The organism is Pseudomonas sp. CAM1A (assembly GCF_047501685.1).
Taxonomy (GTDB): Bacteria; Pseudomonadota; Gammaproteobacteria; order Pseudomonadales; family Pseudomonadaceae; genus Aquipseudomonas.
The window spans coordinates 56,467-73,632 of record NZ_JBFNXP010000009.1 but is presented as its reverse complement, the minus strand read 5'-3'; the positions used below and the strand labels follow the sequence as shown (position 1 = coordinate 73,632).

Here is a 17,166-nt window from a genome sequence, read left to right as displayed (position 1 = left end):
AAAGTCAAAATGACCAATTACTGAAAGAGTCATAATGACATGAAGCAGTGCCATCACCTTGATATTCAAGGTTTTTGAACGCTGGCATGGTTCGTGATGGTACCCCATTCAACCGTTTCGATCGAACCAAGGTCCACGCCATGCTCGTCCAGCCGATCACCGCCCGCCCCCGCCAAGCCCTCTGGGCCCTGGGTTTTCGTCCGTTCTTCCTCGGCGGCAGCTTGTTCGCCCTGGTTGCCCTGCTGCTGTGGGCCGGCGTGCTCGTCGGCGCATACGCGCTCGAACCGGCCGGCGGCATGCTCGCCTGGCACCGTCATGAAATGCTGTTCGGCTTCGCTGTGGCCATCGTCGCAGGCTTCCTGCTCACGGCGGTGCAGAACTGGAGTGGCATCCCGGGTCTCAGTGGCCGACCGCTGCAGGCGCTGTTCCTGCTCTGGCTGCTGGGCCGGCTCGGTTGGTTCCTGCCCTTGCCGGCCTGGCTGCTGGTGCTGATCGAGGGCGCCTTCCTGCCCCTGGTGGCGCTGGCCCTGGCGCGGCCGATCATTCAGCGACGGTTGCGCAACAACTACCCCATCGTCGCCCTGGTGCTGCTGATCGCCGCCTGCCAGTGGCTGACCCTGGTCGGCTGGCTGCAGGGCAGCGAGCTGTGGCAACGACGTGGCGTGCTGGCCGGGCTCTGGCTGGTGGCGGCGATGATGAGCGTGATCGGCGGCCGGGTGATTCCATTCTTCACCCAGCGCGGCTTGGGCAACATGAGCCCGGCACCCGCCCGCCCATGGCTGGACCGCACCTGCCTGCTGGGCAGCGTGGCGCTGCCACTGACCTACGTACTTGGCTTCAACGATGCGCCGCAACCCCTGATGGCCGCGTTGTTCGCCGCCCTGGCAGTGCTGCATGGCATGCGCCTGGTGCTGTGGCACGACCGTGGCCTGTGGCATGTACCGCTGCTGTGGTCGCTGCACCTGGCCTATGCCTGGCTGATCCCGGCCTGCCTGGGCCTGGCGCTGTGGCATGCCGGGGTGGCGATCAACCCGAGCCTGGCGGCCCACGCCCTGACGGTCGGCGCCATGACCGGGCTGATCGTGGCGATGATGGCACGGGTCAGCCTGGGGCACACCGGGCGGCCACTGGCGGTGCCGCGCAGCATTGGCTGGGCATTCGCGCTGATCCAGCTGGCGGCGCTGGCCCGGGTCGCCGTGACGCCGTTCACGCCCCTGGGGCTGGGGTTGTCGGTGCTGTTCGGCAGCGCGGCGCTGCTGCTGTTCCTCTGGCATTACCTGCCGATCCTGCTGCGTGCGCGGGTGGACGGCATGCCGGGCTAGCGGGCTTGCCCCGCGCCAGGGCCGCATCTGGTCTACAGTTGAAGCCACGCTCAACCACCAAGGGACCGCATGGCCTTCCACCACCTCACCCGCACTCACCCACGCCTGAGTATCGCCACCCTGGCCGGCCTGCTCGGCGGCTGGCTGATCCCCGCCGGCGATACCGTGCAGCATATCCTCGTCGGCTGGAACATCGGCGTCTGGCTTTACCTGGCCATGGTCCTGTGGCTGAGCCTGCGGGCCAATGCCGAGCGGGTGCGCAAGGTCGCCCGCATCGAAGATGAAAACGCCGGCCTGGTGCTGATCACCGTGTGCGTCTCGGCCATCGCCAGCCTGGCGGCGGTCACCTTGCAACTGGTCTCCAGCCGGGGCCTGGAGGGCAGTGCCCTGGCCTTGCACTACCTGTACACCGGGCTGACGGTGGCCGGCTCCTGGCTGCTGATCGGCTGCATCTTCAGCCTGCACTATGCCCGCCTGTTCTACACCGGTGACCGCCATGAGCCCCCGCTGCGCTTTGCCGATGGCGAGCGCAACCCGGACTACTGGGACTTTCACTACTTCTCGTTCACCATCAATGTCGCCGTGCAGACCTCCGACATCGGCGTCGGCGGGCGATCCATGCGCCGGGTGGTGCTGGCCCACTCACTGGTAGGCTTCGTGTTCAATACGGCGATCCTGGGCTTCACCATCAATATCGCGGCCGGGCTGCTCGGCCAGGGCGCGTAAGGCACAGTTGCGGATGCGCTGGCATACCTGTGCCAGCACCTGTGCCTCGAGCACCAACCCCAGCCGCACATGCCCCGCTGCGCTGGGCCCAAAACCATCACCCGGCAACAGCGCCACGCCCTCTTCGTTCAACAGACGCTGGGCGAACGCCTGGGCGCTGAGCCCGGTGCCCCGGACATCGAGCATCACGAACATGCCCCCCGCTGGCTGATGCGCATGGATGCCGGGGCAATCCTCAAACGAGTTGCACACCCGGTCGCGCCGCGCCCGGTACACCTCACGCATCCGCCGCACCTCATCTTCCGCCTGATCCAGCGCCACGCAGGCCGCCTGCATGACGAACTCCGGCAGGCCGAACAGCATGCTCATCACCAGGTTGCCGAGGTGTCGGGCAAACAACGGCGGCCCGATCACCCAGCCGACGCGCCAGCCACTCATGGCGTGGGACTTGGACAGGCTGCCGATCGACACACAGCGTTCGGCCATGCCCGGTAGACCCAGCGGATTCGGTGCCTCGCCGTCGTACAACAGTGACTGGTAGACATCGTCGCAGATCAGCCACAGGTCGTGTTCCTCGCACAACCGCGCCAGATGCTTGAGGTCTACCAGGTCGATGGCCGCACCCGTGGGATTGTGCGGGCTGTTGAGCAGAAGCCCGCGCGTGCGCGGGGTGATCGCCCGGGCCACGGCCGCCGGGTCCAGGCGGAACCCCTGCTCCGGCCGCACCGGTACCTGCACGGCGCGCGCGCCACAGGCACCGAGCACAGTGTGATAGGTGACATACATGGGCTCGGCGACGATCACCTCGTCATCGGCCTCGAACAGGCACTGGCAGGTGGCGAACAGCCCGCACTGGGCCCCGGCGGTGACCACCACCCGCTCGGGGTCGAGGGCCAACTGGCTGTGCCGCGCCACGGCCTGGCGCAGGGTGTGGCTGCCGCGCACATCGCTGTAATGGGTCTCGCCCCGGCGCAGGCTGGCAATAGCGGCGTCTACCACCGGGGCTGGCGTGTCGAAGTCTGGATCGCCCACCGACAGCAGGAAGACCTCGCGCCCCTGGCGGCGTTGCTCAAGGGCCTGGTAGTGAATATCCCAGGCCGCGGCTGCGTGACCGGCGATGCGTTGGGTGAGCGTGGAATACCGCATGACTGTCTCCCTGTCTACCGGCCGGCACCGCTGGTCCGAAAAGCGCTGACGGTAAACATAGCAGAGCGCTGCTGGCAGCCAGGCGCAGGCCCACGGGGAAAACGTTTGCCTGCCCCTTGCGCGCCCACCGTTCATCGTGACAGGACTGTGACCGCTGTCATGCATTAGTACATCTGCCATATTTTCCAGCGAATACTGCCATGGCAGGTGCTAAGGTTAGAGTCCTGACGGCCAGGACGGCCTAGGCTGTTACCGCTTTGCAATCACCACGTTCACGAACAAGGAGGCTGGCATGAACAAGATGACGTTCCCCAACGCCTGCCAGGTGATGCGTTGGCATTTTCATCCGCTGGGCTTCGAGGCCAGCATGGATGCCCCACGCAGCATGGTCGCCCGGCTGTTCGACCGGGCTACCGGCGAAACCCTGCTGGCCATTGCCGGCATCCCCTGCGCAACCATCATGCACGCCGCCGATGTCGAGCGGATCATCGAGGCCGTGGAGGCCGAGATGGAAACCTTCGAGTTGATGGCCAGCCCTTTGCGCAGCGCTGTCTAGCCCAACTGGGCCTGGCGTGCCTTGAGCGCCTGGAGCCCTGCCATGAACTGCTCGGGCGGCACCGGCTGGCCGAGCAGATAACCCTGCAGCGAATCGCAACCCAGGCGGGTGAGGAAGTCCTGTTGGCGGTCGGTTTCCACGCCTTCGGCGACAATGCGCAAGCCCAGTGCCTGGCCCAGGGCGACGATGGCCGAGACGATCGCCGCGTCATCGCTGTCCTGCTCCAGGTCGCGCACGAAGCCGCGGTCGATCTTCAGCTCGTTGGCCGGCAGGCGCTTGAGGTACATCAGGCTTGAGTAGCCGGTGCCGAAATCGTCGATGGACAGGTCCACGCCCATGTTCGACAGGCGCTGCAGCACGTGCAGGCTGGCGTCGGCATCGCGCATGGCGGTGGTTTCGGTGATTTCCAGGGTCAGGCAATTGGGTGGCAGGCCGTTTTCGTCCAGCGCGCGGGCCACGCTGTCGACCAGCCCGACGTGACAGAACTGGATGGCCGACAGGTTGACCGCAATCCGCCACGCTTCATTGCCCTGGTCCAGCCATTGGCGCATCTGCCGGCAGGCCTCACCCAGCACCCACTCGCCGATCGGGATGATCAGCCCGGTTTTTTCCGCAAGGCCGATGAAACGGTCCGGCAGCATCAGCCCATGTTGCGGGTGCTCCCAGCGCAGCAAGGCCTCGGCACCGATGGGCAGGCGCTGCACCGCGTCGAACTTGGGCTGGTAGTGCAGGCGGAACTGGCCGTGCTCCAGGGCCGTGCGCAGGTCCTGCAGCAGCTGCAGCTGCTGGCGTGCGTTGCTGTTCATCGACGCATCGAAGAAGCTGTAGCCGTTCTTGCCGGCGCTCTTGGCGTGGTACATGGCGGCATCGGCGTTGCGCAGCAGTTCGTGCTGGTCCAGGCCATTGCCGGGATACAGCACGATGCCCAGGCTCGCCGACAGCTGCAGGTCGTGCTCGGCCACACGAAACGGCTTGGCCATCAGGTTGACCTGCTTGGCCGCGACGTTCATGGCGTCGTCCGGCTCGTCCAGCTCTACCAGCAGCACAAATTCGTCGCCGCCGATGCGCGCCAGGGTGTCCTGGCTGTGCAGGTGGCCACGCAGACGCGCCGCCACTGCCTTGAGCAGCAGGTCGCCGACATGGTGGCCGAAGGCGTCGTTGACGGGTTTGAAGCCGTCAAGGTCGATGAACATCAGCGCGAAGCAGCCGCCCTGCTCCGCCACACGGCCGACGGCCTGGTCGATACGGTCGGCCAGCAGCGTGCGGTTGGGCAGCCCGGTCAAGGTGTCATGCAGGGCCAACTGGGTCAGTTCCTGGTTGGCCAGGGTCAGCGAGCGCGCCAGTTCCGCCGTGCGTGCCTCGAGCCGAGCGTCGAGCACCGAAGTCAGCAAGGCCACCGCCAGCACCGCCAGGGTGGTGATCAGCACCAGGTAATCCAGGCCATCGCCCGCGAGCCCCGTGGCCAGTGCACCGCAGAAGCTGCCCGCCGGGAAGTTGGCCGCCGCCATGCCGGTGTAGTGCATGCCGACGATGGCGATCCCCATCACCACCGCCGCCACGCCGCGGATCTGCCGTACATAGGGCGTGTGCTGGCGCAGGCGGAAAGCTATCCATAGCGCCGCCGCCGAAGCCCCCACCGCAATGGCCAGGGAGGCGCCGAACAGCGTCGGGTCGTAGTCGATGCCCGGTTGCATGCGCAGCGCGGCCATGCCCATATAGTGCATGCAAGCGATGCCTGTACCCATGATCAAGGCCCCGAAGGCCAGTTGCAGCCACGGCAGCTTCGGCTGGCTCACCAGCCACAGGGCGAAACCCGACGAAGCCACCGCGATCAGCAGCGACAGGCCTGTCAGTGCGGTGTCGTAACCCAGCTCGATGGGCAGACTGAACGCCAGCATGCCGATGAAGTGCATCGACCAGATGCCGATGCCCATGGCCAATGCCCCGCCGCCCATCCACAGGTACACCGCCCGGCCCTTGGCCGTGGCGATGCGCCCGGTCAGGTCCAGGGCCGTGTAAGAGGCAAGGATGGCCACGCACAGCGAGATCAACACCAGCGAGGAGGAGTAGCTACCGATCAGCATTCGCACTTCCAGGAACGAACCGGGGTGGCCCGGGAAAAGCCGATGATTGTACTCAAGCTTTGCTGAAACGCACGGGGTTTTCGCGCTTCTCGATGGATCCAAAATCCGCTCGCAAGCCCCGCAGTGAGGGGGTTAGAGCGTTTGCGCGAGTAGCTGAAGGCATAATGCCACTTGTCGTTTGCTTCTGCTCATGGCGTTGATCGCGGGCAAACCCTTCGATCAGGCACGTCCTGCAGATCCCTGACCATGAGAAACACCAAGCCAAGCGAAGCGACTCCGGCTAAGCTCAACACACCATCACGCTGTTCCTGGAGCCCGCAATGGCCACCCTGCCCCGGCATGCAGTGCCGCTCGCCCTGCTCGCCATCGCCCTCTCCGTCTCGTCCGGTTGTTCGAACAAGCACGCCAGCACCCGCTACGCCGCCCAAGGCTCCAATTGCTACGCCAAGGCCCTGCCCAGCAGCGGTGAAGGCGGCCTGGCATTTGGTTCGACACTGGCCATGGCGAGCAGGAAGTCGCTGGACAGTTGCATGCGCTACGCCGGCAGGTCCGGGGGCACGCCGCGGACCTGCCAGGTCGTCGTGGCCAAGTGCAAGAGCTGATTAGCCCAACGCTTCTTCAATCAGCGCGGCCACCTCACCTGCCCGCGAAGCAAGCGACGCATGGCTGGCATCCAGGGTGATGACCTTGCGCGCCTGCAAGCGCGCCGACATCAGTTGCTGATTGGCCGGGGCGATCATATGGTCTTGGCTGGAAATCTGGTACCAGGAGGGCTTGTGCCTCCAGGCCGGGTCGCCGATGGTGTCGCCAAAGGTGCTCGCCAGCGGCGCCTTCTGCGTCACCGCCATGACCCATGCCTCATCTGCCGACAGATCCTGGCAAAAGCTTTCGTGGAACTTGTCGGCCTTGATCCACAGATAGCCATCGCTGTCCGGCGCAAGGTTCGCTGCCGCGAGGGGCGGATGCTGCTGCGTCAGCCCACCAGGGCTTTCGCCGGCGTCGGGCGCGAAGGCCGCAATGTAGACCAGCCCCACCACGTTCTGCGCGTTGCCGGCCTCGCTGATCACCGCTCCACCATAGGAATGTCCCACCAGTAGCACCTCGCCTTGCACCTGGGCCACCATCTTGCGGGTGCGCTCGGCATCGTCAGCCAGGGAAGTCAGTGGCAGCTCCACGGCGCGCACGTCGGTAATGCCCTTGCGCGCCAGCTCGACGATCACCTTTGCCCAATGGGCGGCCCCGCCCCAGAACCCGTGTACCAGCACGACTGTTGGCTTGCTCATGAATGATTACCTTCGCCAGAAAACCAGGATGGAGTTTCGCCACAACAGCATAGGCCCAAGAAGGTGCGGGCTTAGATCGAAGAGGCAGGACGAGGCACGGGCTAATGCCGCGAACGCTTCACTTGCCGGCCTGTTGCCGTTGCCAGCGCTCCAGGTTTTCGGCCACCAGTTGCGCGGGCAAGGGCCCCGCCACCAGCTCCCGCATCTTGCGCGCAAGTTGTTCGCGCAGCGCCGGCTGGTTGCAACCCGACTTGTGCGATAGCGCCAGGTACAGCCCTTCACTGGACACCGGCGGCTCAAGTATCTCCAGCTCGTTCTCCTTGCCCAGCGTGCGCGCCAGGGCCATGCCTGGGTACTGCTCGAAGATCACGTAGTCGCTGCGCTTGAGCAGCAGCTTCTGGAAGGCCTGTGTAACGCTGGGCACCGCTTCGAGGTCGAGCTGCGCCCGGGCGTAGTCGTCGAACGCCTGGCCATGGCTGTTGTTGACCAGCGTCCCGCCACGTCGCCCTTTCAGGTCGGACCAGTCGCTGTAGGCGAAGCCCTCACCCTTGCGTACCCAGACCACGCTGGAATTGAACAGGAATGGCGGGCTGATGAAGTCGGTCAGCAGTTCGCGCGCCTGGGTGCGAAAGTAGCCGGCCAGCATGTCGATGCGCCCGCTGCTCACTTCCTCCTGCGCCCTGGACCACGGCCCGACATACACCACATCCACCACCAGGCCAAGATCCTTGGCCACCTGCTTCAGCAGGTCAGCATTGGCGCCGATCAGTTGCTCGGGGTTATGCGGGTCGCGCCAGAGGTAAGGTGGGTACTCCGGGTTGCCGGTGGCGGTGAGGTGCTGGCAGTTGTCTGCGGCAAAGCCGCGCAGTGGAACCACGGCCAGTAGGCACGACAACCACACAGACAGGCCCAGACAACGTCCGCTCATGGCGTTCCTCGTGCAATGGATTACGCCACCGACAACGTGGCCTTACACAGTTTGCACGAGAAATGGCCGAACGCCACGTGCCATGTGGCGATCTGTGATGCGGTGCAGCGTCACGGGCAAGGTCGCCCACAGCAGGTCACTGCTCGGCCAACTCCGTCCGAGCATCCCAGCCACCGCCAAGTGCCGCGATCAACTGCACGCTCGCCACCAGCCGCCCCTGCAACAGCGTCAACACGCTGCGCTCGCTGCTCAGCGCCGTGGTCTGCACGTTCACCACGTCCAGGTAACCGATCAACCCGGCCTTGTACTGGTTCTCGGTCAAGCGCAACGACTCCCGCGCCGCCTCGAGCGCTTCCTGCCGGACCACGGCTTCGTCGCCATACACCTTGAGCTGCACCAGGTAGTTCTCCACTTCCTTGAACCCATCGAGCACCGTCTGCCGGTACTGCGCCACGGTCTGGTCGTACACCGCCACGGTGCGGTCGACCTCGGCGCTGCGCTTGCCGGCATCGAACAGCGTCAACGCCAACTGCGGGCCGACGGACCAATAGCGGTTGGGCAGCTCGATCCAGTTGTTGAAACTGCTGCTGGAATACCCGCCATTCATGCTCAGCGACAGGTCGGGGAAGTACGCCGCCCGGGAGACGCCGATATTGGCGTTGGCCGCCATGACCTTGCGCTCGGCCGAGGCAATATCGGGCCTGCGCTCGAGCAACTGCGACGGCAGCGACACCGGCACCGGCGGCAACGCCGGAATGTCGCGGCTCGCGGCCAGGGCGAAGTCGGCCGGCGCCTTGCCCATCAGCACGGCGATGGCGTTCTCGTACTGCGCCCGTTGCCAGGCCAGGTCGATCAGGTCGGCCTGGGTGCTCTTGAGCTGGGTGCGCGCCTGGGCTACGGCATCTGGCCCGGCAACCCCAGCGCGGTACTGGTTCTCGTTCATCTTCAACGACCGCTCATAAGCCGCTACCGTGGCCTCGAGCAGGCGTTTCTGCGCGTCGATCACCCGCAGTTGCAGGTAGTTCTGCACCAGTTCCGACTGCTGGCTCAGGCGAATGGCCGCCATATCGGCGAGGCTGGCCTCGGCACTTGCCTCGTTGGCGTTCATGGCTTCACGCAACTTGCCCCACAGGTCGATCTCCCAGCTCACACCGAGTTGCGCGTTGTAGGTGTTGCGGATGCCGCTGCTGTTGTTCGACAGGCTCGAGCTGGAGCTCCCGGTGCCCTGGGCCGAACGGTTCTTGCCAGCGGTGAGGTTCAACGAGGGGAACAGCGCGGCGCGGCTGCTGCGCACCAACGCCTGGGCCTGGCGGTACTGCGCCTCATACTGCGCCACTGTCTGGTTGCTGCGGTTGAGCTCTTCCACCAGGGCGTCGAGCTGCTTGTCGCCATACAGCTCCCACCATGCCCCGCGGGCGATGGCATCGGACGGGTTGGCCTGGGTCCAGCCCTCGGCCTGCTTGAACTGCGCCGGGGTGCTGATCTCCGGGCGGTGATAGTCCGGGCTCAAGGTACAGGCACTGAGCATGGCCACGCACAACCCGGCGCTGGCCAGGCGCGAGCCGCGCCCTTGGGTCAGCAGCCTGAGGGCGCGATGGATTCGGGTGTGGGCAAAGTTCATAGCGGGGTATCCAGGGCAGCGTCGGTGCGCACGCCGCGCCAGCGGTTGAACCGGTGGCGCAGGCGATCGAGGTACAGGTAGACCACAGGCGTGGTGTAGAGGGTGAGGATCTGGCTGAACACCAGGCCACCGATGATGGTCAGGCCCAGCGGCTGGCGCATCTCGGCGCCCTCGGCGCGGCTGAGCAGCAGCGGCAGCGCGCCGAGGATCGCGGCCAGGGTGGTCATCAGGATCGGCCGCAGGCGCAGCAGGCAGGCACGGCGGATCGACTCCTCCGGCGACAGGCCTTCATGGCGCTCCAGTTGCAGGGCCAGGTCGATCATCAGGATGGCGTTCTTCTTCACCACGCCGATCAGCAGGAACAGCCCCAGCAGCGAGATCAGGCTGAATTCGCCACCGGTCAGGTACAACGCCAGCAAGGCGCCGACCCCGGCCGAGGGCAGCGTGGAGAGGATTGTCAGCGGGTGGATGTAGCTTTCGTAAAGAATGCCCAGCACCAGGTACACCAGTACCAGGGCGCCGAGGATCATGAACGGCTGGCCTTCGGCGGTCTTGGTGAAGGCGTCGGCATCGCCACCGAGCTTGGCGATCACCGATTCGGGCAGACCAAGCTTGGCCACCGCCCGCTCCAGCGCGGCCAGGGCCTGGTCGGGGCTGTAGCCTTCGGCGACATCGAACGAGATGTCCTCGGAGGCGAACTGCCCTTCGTGGCTGACGCGGTCGTTGGCCAGGCTGTTCTCGTAGCGGGCGAAGGTGGACAGCGGCACCCGGGCGCCGTCGGCGGTGATCACCTGCACCTGCTCCAGGGTGCTCGGGTCCCAGGCGTATTTCGGGTTGATCTCCAGCACCACCTGGTACTGGTTTAGGCTGTCGTAGATGGTCGAGATCTGCCGCTGGCTGTAGGCGTTGTTGAGCACCGCGGTGACCATGTCCATGTCGATGCCCAGGCGCTTGGCCTGGTCACGGTCGACCACCAGGGTCACCTGCTGGGTGCCGGCACCGTCGTGGGCGTCGATGGCGGTCAGCTCGGGCAGCTTGCGCAGCTCGGCGGTGACCTTGGGGAACCACTCGCGCAAAGCAGCCAGGTCGCCGCTCTGCAGGGTGTAGAGGTATTGCGAGGTGGTCTGGTCGCGACCGCCGCCACCGAGTTGCAGGTCCTGGTCGGCCATCAGATACAGGCGCCCGCCGGGGATCTTCGGCAAGTCCTTGCGCAGACGATCGATCACCTTCTGCGCGTTTTCCTTGCGCTCGGCGATCGGCTTCAGGCGCACCAGCACGAAGGCGTTGTTGGTGCCGCTGTTGCCGCCGATGAAGCCGGCGACGCTCTCCACGGCCGGGTCCGCGAGCAGGGCGCGACGGTAGATTTCCATCTTTGGCTGCATCACGGTGAACGACAGGCCGTCGTCGCCACGGATGAAGCCTTGCAACTGACCGGTGTCCTGCTGTGGCATCAGGGTCTTGGGCACCACGACGTACAGCGCGACATTGAGCACGATGGTGGCCAGCAGGCTGAGCAGGGTCAGGCGCCTGTGGCGCAGCGCCCAGCCCAGGCTCTTGTCATAGCCGGCGACCATGCGCTGGTGGATGCGATCGCTCCAGCGTTGCAGGCGGGTCTGCTGCTGCGGGCCATGGACCTTGAGCCAGCGCGAGCAAAGCATCGGCGTCAGGGTCAGCGACACCACCAGCGAGACGATGATCGCCGCCGCCAGGGTGATCGAGAACTCCTTGAACAGCCCGCGCACGATACCGCCCATGAACAGGATGGAGACGAACACCGCCACCAGCGAGACGTTCATCGACAACAGGGTGAAACCGACCTCCTGCGCGCCCTTGTAGGCGGCACGCATCGGGCTCTCGCCCTTCTCGATATGCCGCGAGATGTTCTCCAGCACCACGATGGCGTCGTCCACCACCAGACCGGTGGCGAGGATCAGCGCCATCAGCGACAGGTTGTTCAACGAGAATCCGCACAGGTACATCACCGCGAAGGTGCCCACCAGCGACACCGGCACCGCCAGGCTGGGGATCAACGAAGCGCGGAAGTTGCCGAGGAACAGGTACACCACCAGGATCACCAGCACCACGGCGATCAGCAAGGTGTGCTCGGCCTCCTTCAGGGTCGCCTTGATCACCGGCGAGCGGTCCATGGCCACGTTGAGCTTGACGCTGGCCGGCAGCAGCGACTGCAACGCCGGCAGCTCGGCCTTGATCTGCTCGACGGTCTGGATGATGTTGGCGTTGGTCTGGCGGTTGACCACCAGCAGCACCGCGCTCTCGTCGTTGAAGAAGCCGCTGTTGTAGCGGTTCTCCACGCCATCGCTGACCTTGGCCACGTCCGACAGGCGCAGGATCGAGCCGTCCTGCTGGCGAATGACGATGGGCTTGTAGTCCTCGGCCTTTTCCAGCTGGTCGTTGGCGCGCACCTGCCAGTTGCGCTCGCTGTCCTCGACGAAGCCCATGGGCCGGCGCTGGTTGGCGTTGGCCACGGCGTTGCGCACGTCATCCAGGGACAGGCCGTACTGGTTGAGCAACTGCGGCTCGAGCTCGATGCGCACCGCCGGCAGCGAACTGCCGCCGATCTGCACTTCCCCTACTCCGCTGACCTGCGACAGGCTCTGCGACAGGATGGTGTCGGCCAGGTCGTACAGCTTACCCTTGGACAGCACCTGCGAGGTCAGCGACAGCACCATGATCGGTGCCTGGGACGGGTTGATCTTCTTGTAGGTGGGCATGCTGCGCATGCCACTGGGCAGCAGGTTGCGGGTGGCGTTGATCGCTGCCTGCACCTCGCGTGCCGCGCCATCGATGTCGCGGCCCAGCTCGAAGGCGATGATCACCCGGGTCGAGCCCTGGTTGGAACTGCTGGTCAGCGTGGTGACGCCGGCAATGGCGCCGAGCTTGCGCTCCAGCGGCGTGGCCACGGTGGACGCCATGACCTCGGGGCTGGCCCCGGGCAGGCTGGCCTGTACCACGATCACCGGGAAATCCATCTGCGGCAGTGGCGACACCGGCAGCAGGCCGAAACTCACCCCGCCCAGCAACATGATTGCCAGGCTCAACAGCATGGTGGCCACCGGCCGGCGAATGAAGGGTCCGGACAGGTTCATGCTTCAGCCTGCTGTTGCTCGGCCGCCGGGCGCCAACGGCGCGCCAGGCGATCGAAGTACAGGTAGATCACCGGTGTGGTGAACAGGGTCAGCACCTGGCTCACCAGAAGGCCGCCGACCATCACCAGGCCCAGCGGCTGGCGCAGTTCGGCGCCGGAGCCGGTGGCAAGCATCAGCGGCATCGCGCCGAACAGCGCAGCCAGGGTGGTCATCAGGATCGGCCGGAAGCGCAGCAGCGCAGCCTGGTAGATCGCATCACTCGGGCTCATGCCCTGTTGGCGCTCGGCCTCCAAGGCGAAGTCGATCATCATGATCGCGTTCTTCTTGACGATGCCGATCAGCAGGATGATGCCGATAATGGCGATCATGCCCAGGTCGTTGCCGCTCAGCAGCAGCGCCAGCAAGGCCCCCACCGCCGCCGAGGGCAACGTCGAGAGGATGGTCACCGGGTGGATGTAGCTCTCGTAGAGCACGCCGAGCACGATGTACATGGTCACGACGGCGGCGAGGATCAGCAGCAAGGTGCTCGACAGCGAAGCCTGGAACGCCTCGGCGGCGCCCTGGAAGCGGGTCTGCACGCCGATCGGCATGCCGATGTCCTGCTGCACCTGTTCGATCACCTTGACCGCCTCGCCCAGGGACGCGCCGTGGGCCAGGTTGAACGACATCATCACCGCCGGGAACTGGCCGATGTGCGAGATGGCCAGCTGGGCCTGGCGCTGCTCGATGCGCGCCAGCGCCGACAGGCGCACCTGGCCGCCGTCGGCGGCCTTGACGTGGACCGCCTCCAGGGCCTGCGGGCCGAGGCTGGCCGCGGTCTGCGACTGCAGCACCACGCGGTACTGGCTGGCCTGGGTGTAGATGGTCGAGATCTGCCGCTGGCCGAAAGCGTCGTACAGGGCGTTGGTGATCTGCGCCACGGTGATGCCGAGGCGGCTGGCCATGTCGCGGTCGATCACCAGGTACACCTGCAGGCCCTTGTCCTGCAGGTCGCTGGCCACGTCCTGCAGCTCGGGGCGGTCCTTCAGTGCCTGCACCAGCTTGCCGCTCCACTCGGCGAGCATGTCGGCATCCGGGGAGCTTAGGCTGAACTGGTATTGGGTGCGGCTGACCCGGTCTTCGATGCTCAGGTCCTGCACCGGCTGCATGAACAGACGGATGCCGACCAACTTGTCGAGCTGCGGCTGCAACCGGCTGATCACCTCGGCGGCCGTCACGTCGCGCTCGCCATGGGGCTTGAGGTTGATCAGCAGGCGGCCGCTGTTGAGGGTGGCGTTGTCGCCATCCACACCGATGTACGACGACAGGCTCTGCACCGCCGGGTCCTGCAGGATCACCTCGGCCAGGGCCTGCTGGCGTTGACTCATGGCAGCGAACGAGGTGGACTGCGGTGCCTCGGAAATACCCTGGATGACCCCGGTGTCCTGGGCCGGGAAGAAGCCTTTGGGCACCATCAGGTAGAGCACCACGGTCAGCGCCAGGGTTGCCACGGCTACCAGCAGCGTCAACGGCTGGTGCTTGAGCACCCAGGTCAGGGCACTGGCGTAGTGCTTGATCAGCCAGTCGATCCAGGCGCCGCTGGCACGGTAGAAGCGGCCCTGCTCCTCTTCCTTGGGTTCGCGCTTGAGCAGGCGGGCGCACATCATCGGCGTCAAGGTCAGCGACACCACCAGGGAAATCAGGATGGCCACCGCCAGGGTGATGGCGAATTCGCGGAACAGCCGCCCGACCACGTCGGCCATGAACAGCAGCGGGATCAATACCGCGATCAGCGAGAAGGTCAGCGAGATCAGGGTGAAACCTATCTGTTTCGCGCCCTTGAGCGCGGCCTGCAGCGGTGTCTCGCCCTCTTCAATATGCCGGGAGATGTTCTCCAGCATGACGATGGCATCGTCCACCACGAAACCGGTGGCGATGGTCAGGGCCATCAGCGTGAGGTTATTGACCGAGAAGCCGGCCAGGTACATCACCCCGAAGGTGCCGATCAGCGACAGCGGCACGGCGATCGACGGGATGATCGTGGCCGAAACCCGGCGCAGGAACAGGAAGGTCACCATCACCACCAGGGCAATGGCGAACAGCAACTCGTGCTGCACGTCGCGCACGGCGGCGCGAATGGTCTGGGTACGGTCGGTGAGGACGCTGACATCCAGGCCCGCCGGCAGGTTGTCGGTGATCGACGGCAGCAGCTCCTTGATCCGATCGACCACCTCGATGACGTTGGCGCCGGGCTGGCGCTGGATGTTCAGCAGCACCGCTTCGTTCTGGTTGGCCCAGGCGGCCAGGCGCTCGTTCTCGGCGCCGTCGACGATCTCGGCGACGTCCTTCAGGCGCAGCGGCGCGCCATTGTTGTACTTGAGGATAAGGTTGGCGTACTCGGCCGGCGAGCGCAGCTGGTCGTTGGCGTCGAGCATCGACACCCGGGTCGGGCCATCGAAGTTGCCCTTGGGCTGGTTGACGTTGGAGGCGCCGATCAGGGTGCGCACGTCGTCCAGGTTGAGGCCGTTGGCCGCCAGGGCGTCGACGTTGACCTTGATCCTCACCGCCTGGCGCTGGCCGCCGGCGATGCTGACCATGCCGACGCCGCTGATCTGGGCGATCTTCTGCGCCACGCGGGTATCGACCAGGTCGTTGAGCTTGGGCAACGGCATGGTCTTCGACGAAATGGCCAGGGTCAGCACCGGCGTGTCGGCCGGGTTGACCTTGTTGTACACCGGCGGCGCCGGCAGGTCGCTGGGCAGCAGGTTGCTGGCGGCGTTGATCGCGGCCTGCACCTGCTGCTCGGCGACATCCATGTTCATGTCGAGGTTGAAACGCAGGGTTAGCACCGAGGCGCCACCGGAGCTGGTCGAGGCCATCTGTTCGAGGCCCGGCATCTGGCCGAACTGACGCTCCAAGGGTGCCGTGACGGCGCTGGTCATCACCTGGGGGCTGGCGCCGGGGTACAGGGTCATGACGCGGATGGTCGGGTAATCGACCTGGGGCAAGGCTGCCACCGGCAGCAGCTTGTAGGCGATCAGGCCGGCCAGGACGATGGCCAGCATGCTCAGCGTGGTGGCGACCGGCCGCAGGATGAACAGGCGCGAGAGGTTCATGCGCCCGCCTTGGAGCCTGGTTCACCGGTCTGCGCCGAGCCGTTGGCGCCCTGCCCCTGCAGGTGCTGGCCGGGGGTGGTCGGCACTTGCGAGCTGTCTTCGACCACCTCGACCTTGGAGCCTTCGCGCAGGCGGTCGGTGCCTTCCAGCACCAGGCGGTCACCGGCGGCCAGGCCCTCGAGGATCACGCTGTTCTCGCCATCGCTGGCGCCGACCTTGAGGGGGCGGATGTTGATCGTGCTCTCGGCGTTGACCACATAGGCGAAGGTACCGTCATTGCCGAACTGGATGGCCGCGGCCGGGGCCAGTACCACCTGCTTCAGGGTGTCGGCCAGCAGGCGCACATTGACGAACTGGTTGGGGAACAGCGCATGGTCAGTGTTCTGGAAGGTGCCCTTGAACTTCAGGGTGCCGGTGGCGGTGTCGATCTGGTTGTCGAGGCTGCCCAGTACGCCGGTGGACTGCAGCTTCAGATCGCCACGGTCCCAGGCTTCGACCGGCAGGCTCGCGCCGCTGCGGTAGCGGGCGAGCACGGTGTCGAGCTGGGTTTCCGGCAAGGTGAAGGCGACGCTGATCGGCTCGGTCTGGGTGATGATCACCAGCGCCGTAGTGTCGTTGGCGGCGACCAGGTTGCCCAGGTCCAGCTGGCGCAGGCCCAGGCGACCGCTGATCGGCGCACGGATCTGGGTGAACTCCAGGTTCAGGCGGGCATCGTTGACCTGCGCCTGGTTGGTCTTGACCAGCCCCTGGAATTGCCCGACCTGTGCCTCGGCGGTGTCCAGGGTCTGCTTGGCGATGCTGTCTTCGGCATACAGGCCTTTGTAACGGGCCAGATCGACCTGGGCATTCTTCAGTTGCGCCTGGTTCTGCGCCAGGGTGCCTTCGGCCTGCTGCAGGGCAATGCGGTAGCTGCGCGGGTCGATCTCGGCGAGCAGGTCGCCGGCCTTGACCTGCTGGCCTTCCTTGAAGTGGATCTTGACCAGCTCGCCGGCCACCCGGCTGCGCACGTTGACCGTGTTGGTCGCGGTCACGGTGCCAAGGGCCTTGTAGTACAGCGGGAAGTCACCCACCCGCGCAGGCTCCACGCGCACCGGCACCGCTTCGGTGGAGGCGCCGAAACCCGGGCGACCGCCCATGCCTTTGCCCGGGCGATGCCCGCCACCCTCTGTATGGGCGGTCGTTGCGGGCCACAGCCACCAGGCCAGCAGGGCCACCAGCAGCAGGATCAGCAGGCCGAACAGCCAGCGACGAGGGGAACGGGAATTGGAGGCTTGCATGGGTCGAACGAACCTTGTTCA

General features: G+C 65.8%; 12 protein-coding genes. 4 read left to right on the top strand and 8 right to left on the bottom strand.

The window, feature by feature from the left end:
- Positions 1-140 precede the first annotated feature (140 nt).
- Positions 141-1,322, top strand: a complete 1,182-nt coding sequence (locus tag ABZO33_RS19975; RefSeq protein ID WP_414537412.1) for an NnrS family protein — start codon at positions 141-143, stop codon at positions 1,320-1,322.
- A 69-nt stretch (positions 1,323-1,391) separates the two neighbouring features.
- Positions 1,392-2,048 (top strand): DUF1345 domain-containing protein, encoded by a 657-nt coding sequence (locus tag ABZO33_RS19970; protein ID WP_414537411.1) that lies wholly within the window; start codon positions 1,392-1,394, stop codon positions 2,046-2,048.
- On the opposite strand, the gene ABZO33_RS19965 is transcribed toward ABZO33_RS19970, so the two are convergent.
- Positions 1,965-3,194, bottom strand: coding sequence for a pyridoxal phosphate-dependent aminotransferase (locus ABZO33_RS19965; RefSeq protein ID WP_414537410.1), 1,230 nt, complete (start codon positions 3,192-3,194; stop codon positions 1,965-1,967). The genes ABZO33_RS19970 and ABZO33_RS19965 overlap by 84 nt on opposite strands.
- 292 nt (positions 3,195-3,486) lie before the next feature.
- Here ABZO33_RS19965 and ABZO33_RS19960 point away from each other — a divergent pair, with 292 nt between their 5' ends.
- A complete protein-coding gene (locus ABZO33_RS19960; RefSeq protein ID WP_414537409.1) occupies positions 3,487-3,750 on the top strand; it encodes a DUF1652 domain-containing protein in 264 nt (87 codons plus the stop codon).
- On the opposite strand, the gene ABZO33_RS19955 is transcribed toward ABZO33_RS19960, so the two are convergent.
- Complete coding sequence (locus ABZO33_RS19955; protein WP_414537408.1) at positions 3,747-5,834, bottom strand: putative bifunctional diguanylate cyclase/phosphodiesterase; 2,088 nt, start codon at positions 5,832-5,834, stop codon at positions 3,747-3,749. The genes ABZO33_RS19960 and ABZO33_RS19955 overlap by 4 nt on opposite strands.
- A 320-nt stretch (positions 5,835-6,154) precedes the next feature.
- Here ABZO33_RS19955 and ABZO33_RS19950 point away from each other — a divergent pair, with 320 nt between their 5' ends.
- Entirely contained in the window at positions 6,155-6,436 is a 282-nt protein-coding gene (locus ABZO33_RS19950; protein WP_414537407.1) for a hypothetical protein, read from the top strand.
- On the opposite strand, the gene ABZO33_RS19945 is transcribed toward ABZO33_RS19950, so the two are convergent.
- From ABZO33_RS19945 to ABZO33_RS19920, 6 genes are all read right to left on the bottom strand, one after another.
- Entirely contained in the window at positions 6,437-7,117 is a 681-nt protein-coding gene (locus ABZO33_RS19945) for an alpha/beta hydrolase (protein WP_414537406.1), read from the bottom strand.
- Positions 7,118-7,235: 118 nt separating this feature from the next.
- Positions 7,236-8,045: a substrate-binding periplasmic protein gene (locus ABZO33_RS19940; protein WP_414537405.1), complete on the bottom strand. Its 810-nt coding sequence runs from the start codon at positions 8,043-8,045 to the stop codon at positions 7,236-7,238.
- 136 nt (positions 8,046-8,181) lie between these two features.
- Positions 8,182-9,666, bottom strand: coding sequence for an efflux transporter outer membrane subunit (locus ABZO33_RS19935; RefSeq protein WP_414537404.1), 1,485 nt, complete (start codon positions 9,664-9,666; stop codon positions 8,182-8,184).
- Positions 9,663-12,773, bottom strand: coding sequence for a multidrug efflux RND transporter permease subunit (locus tag ABZO33_RS19930; protein ID WP_414537403.1), 3,111 nt, complete (start codon positions 12,771-12,773; stop codon positions 9,663-9,665). Before ABZO33_RS19930 ends, ABZO33_RS19935 begins: the two co-directional genes overlap by 4 nt.
- Positions 12,770-15,868, bottom strand: coding sequence for an MdtB/MuxB family multidrug efflux RND transporter permease subunit (locus ABZO33_RS19925; protein WP_414537402.1), 3,099 nt, complete (start codon positions 15,866-15,868; stop codon positions 12,770-12,772). The genes ABZO33_RS19930 and ABZO33_RS19925 overlap by 4 nt, the downstream gene beginning before the upstream one ends.
- Positions 15,865-17,145 (bottom strand): MdtA/MuxA family multidrug efflux RND transporter periplasmic adaptor subunit, encoded by a 1,281-nt coding sequence (locus ABZO33_RS19920; RefSeq protein WP_414537401.1) that lies wholly within the window; start codon positions 17,143-17,145, stop codon positions 15,865-15,867. Before ABZO33_RS19920 ends, ABZO33_RS19925 begins: the two co-directional genes overlap by 4 nt.
- Positions 17,146-17,166: the final 21 nt, after the last annotated feature.

Excerpts from the sequence above, each read along its gene's own strand:
- ABZO33_RS19930 (WP_414537403.1), bottom strand. The coding sequence starts at position 12,773 with ATGAACCTGTCCGGACCCTTCATTCGCCGGCCGGTGGCCACCATGCTG.
- ABZO33_RS19970 (WP_414537411.1), top strand. The coding sequence starts at position 1,392 with ATGGCCTTCCACCACCTCACCCGCACTCACCCACGCCTGAGTATCGCC.
- ABZO33_RS19945 (WP_414537406.1), bottom strand. The coding sequence starts at position 7,117 with ATGAGCAAGCCAACAGTCGTGCTGGTACACGGGTTCTGGGGCGGGGCC.
- ABZO33_RS19920 (WP_414537401.1), bottom strand. The coding sequence starts at position 17,145 with ATGCAAGCCTCCAATTCCCGTTCCCCTCGTCGCTGGCTGTTCGGCCTG.
- ABZO33_RS19965 (WP_414537410.1), bottom strand. The coding sequence starts at position 3,194 with ATGCGGTATTCCACGCTCACCCAACGCATCGCCGGTCACGCAGCCGCG.
- ABZO33_RS19925 (WP_414537402.1), bottom strand. The coding sequence starts at position 15,868 with ATGAACCTCTCGCGCCTGTTCATCCTGCGGCCGGTCGCCACCACGCTG.
- ABZO33_RS19960 (WP_414537409.1), top strand. The coding sequence starts at position 3,487 with ATGAACAAGATGACGTTCCCCAACGCCTGCCAGGTGATGCGTTGGCAT.
- ABZO33_RS19935 (WP_414537404.1), bottom strand. The coding sequence starts at position 9,666 with ATGAACTTTGCCCACACCCGAATCCATCGCGCCCTCAGGCTGCTGACC.
- ABZO33_RS19940 (WP_414537405.1), bottom strand. The coding sequence starts at position 8,045 with ATGAGCGGACGTTGTCTGGGCCTGTCTGTGTGGTTGTCGTGCCTACTG.
- ABZO33_RS19955 (WP_414537408.1), bottom strand. The coding sequence starts at position 5,834 with ATGCTGATCGGTAGCTACTCCTCCTCGCTGGTGTTGATCTCGCTGTGC.
- ABZO33_RS19950 (WP_414537407.1), top strand. The coding sequence starts at position 6,155 with ATGGCCACCCTGCCCCGGCATGCAGTGCCGCTCGCCCTGCTCGCCATC.
- ABZO33_RS19975 (WP_414537412.1), top strand. The coding sequence starts at position 141 with ATGCTCGTCCAGCCGATCACCGCCCGCCCCCGCCAAGCCCTCTGGGCC.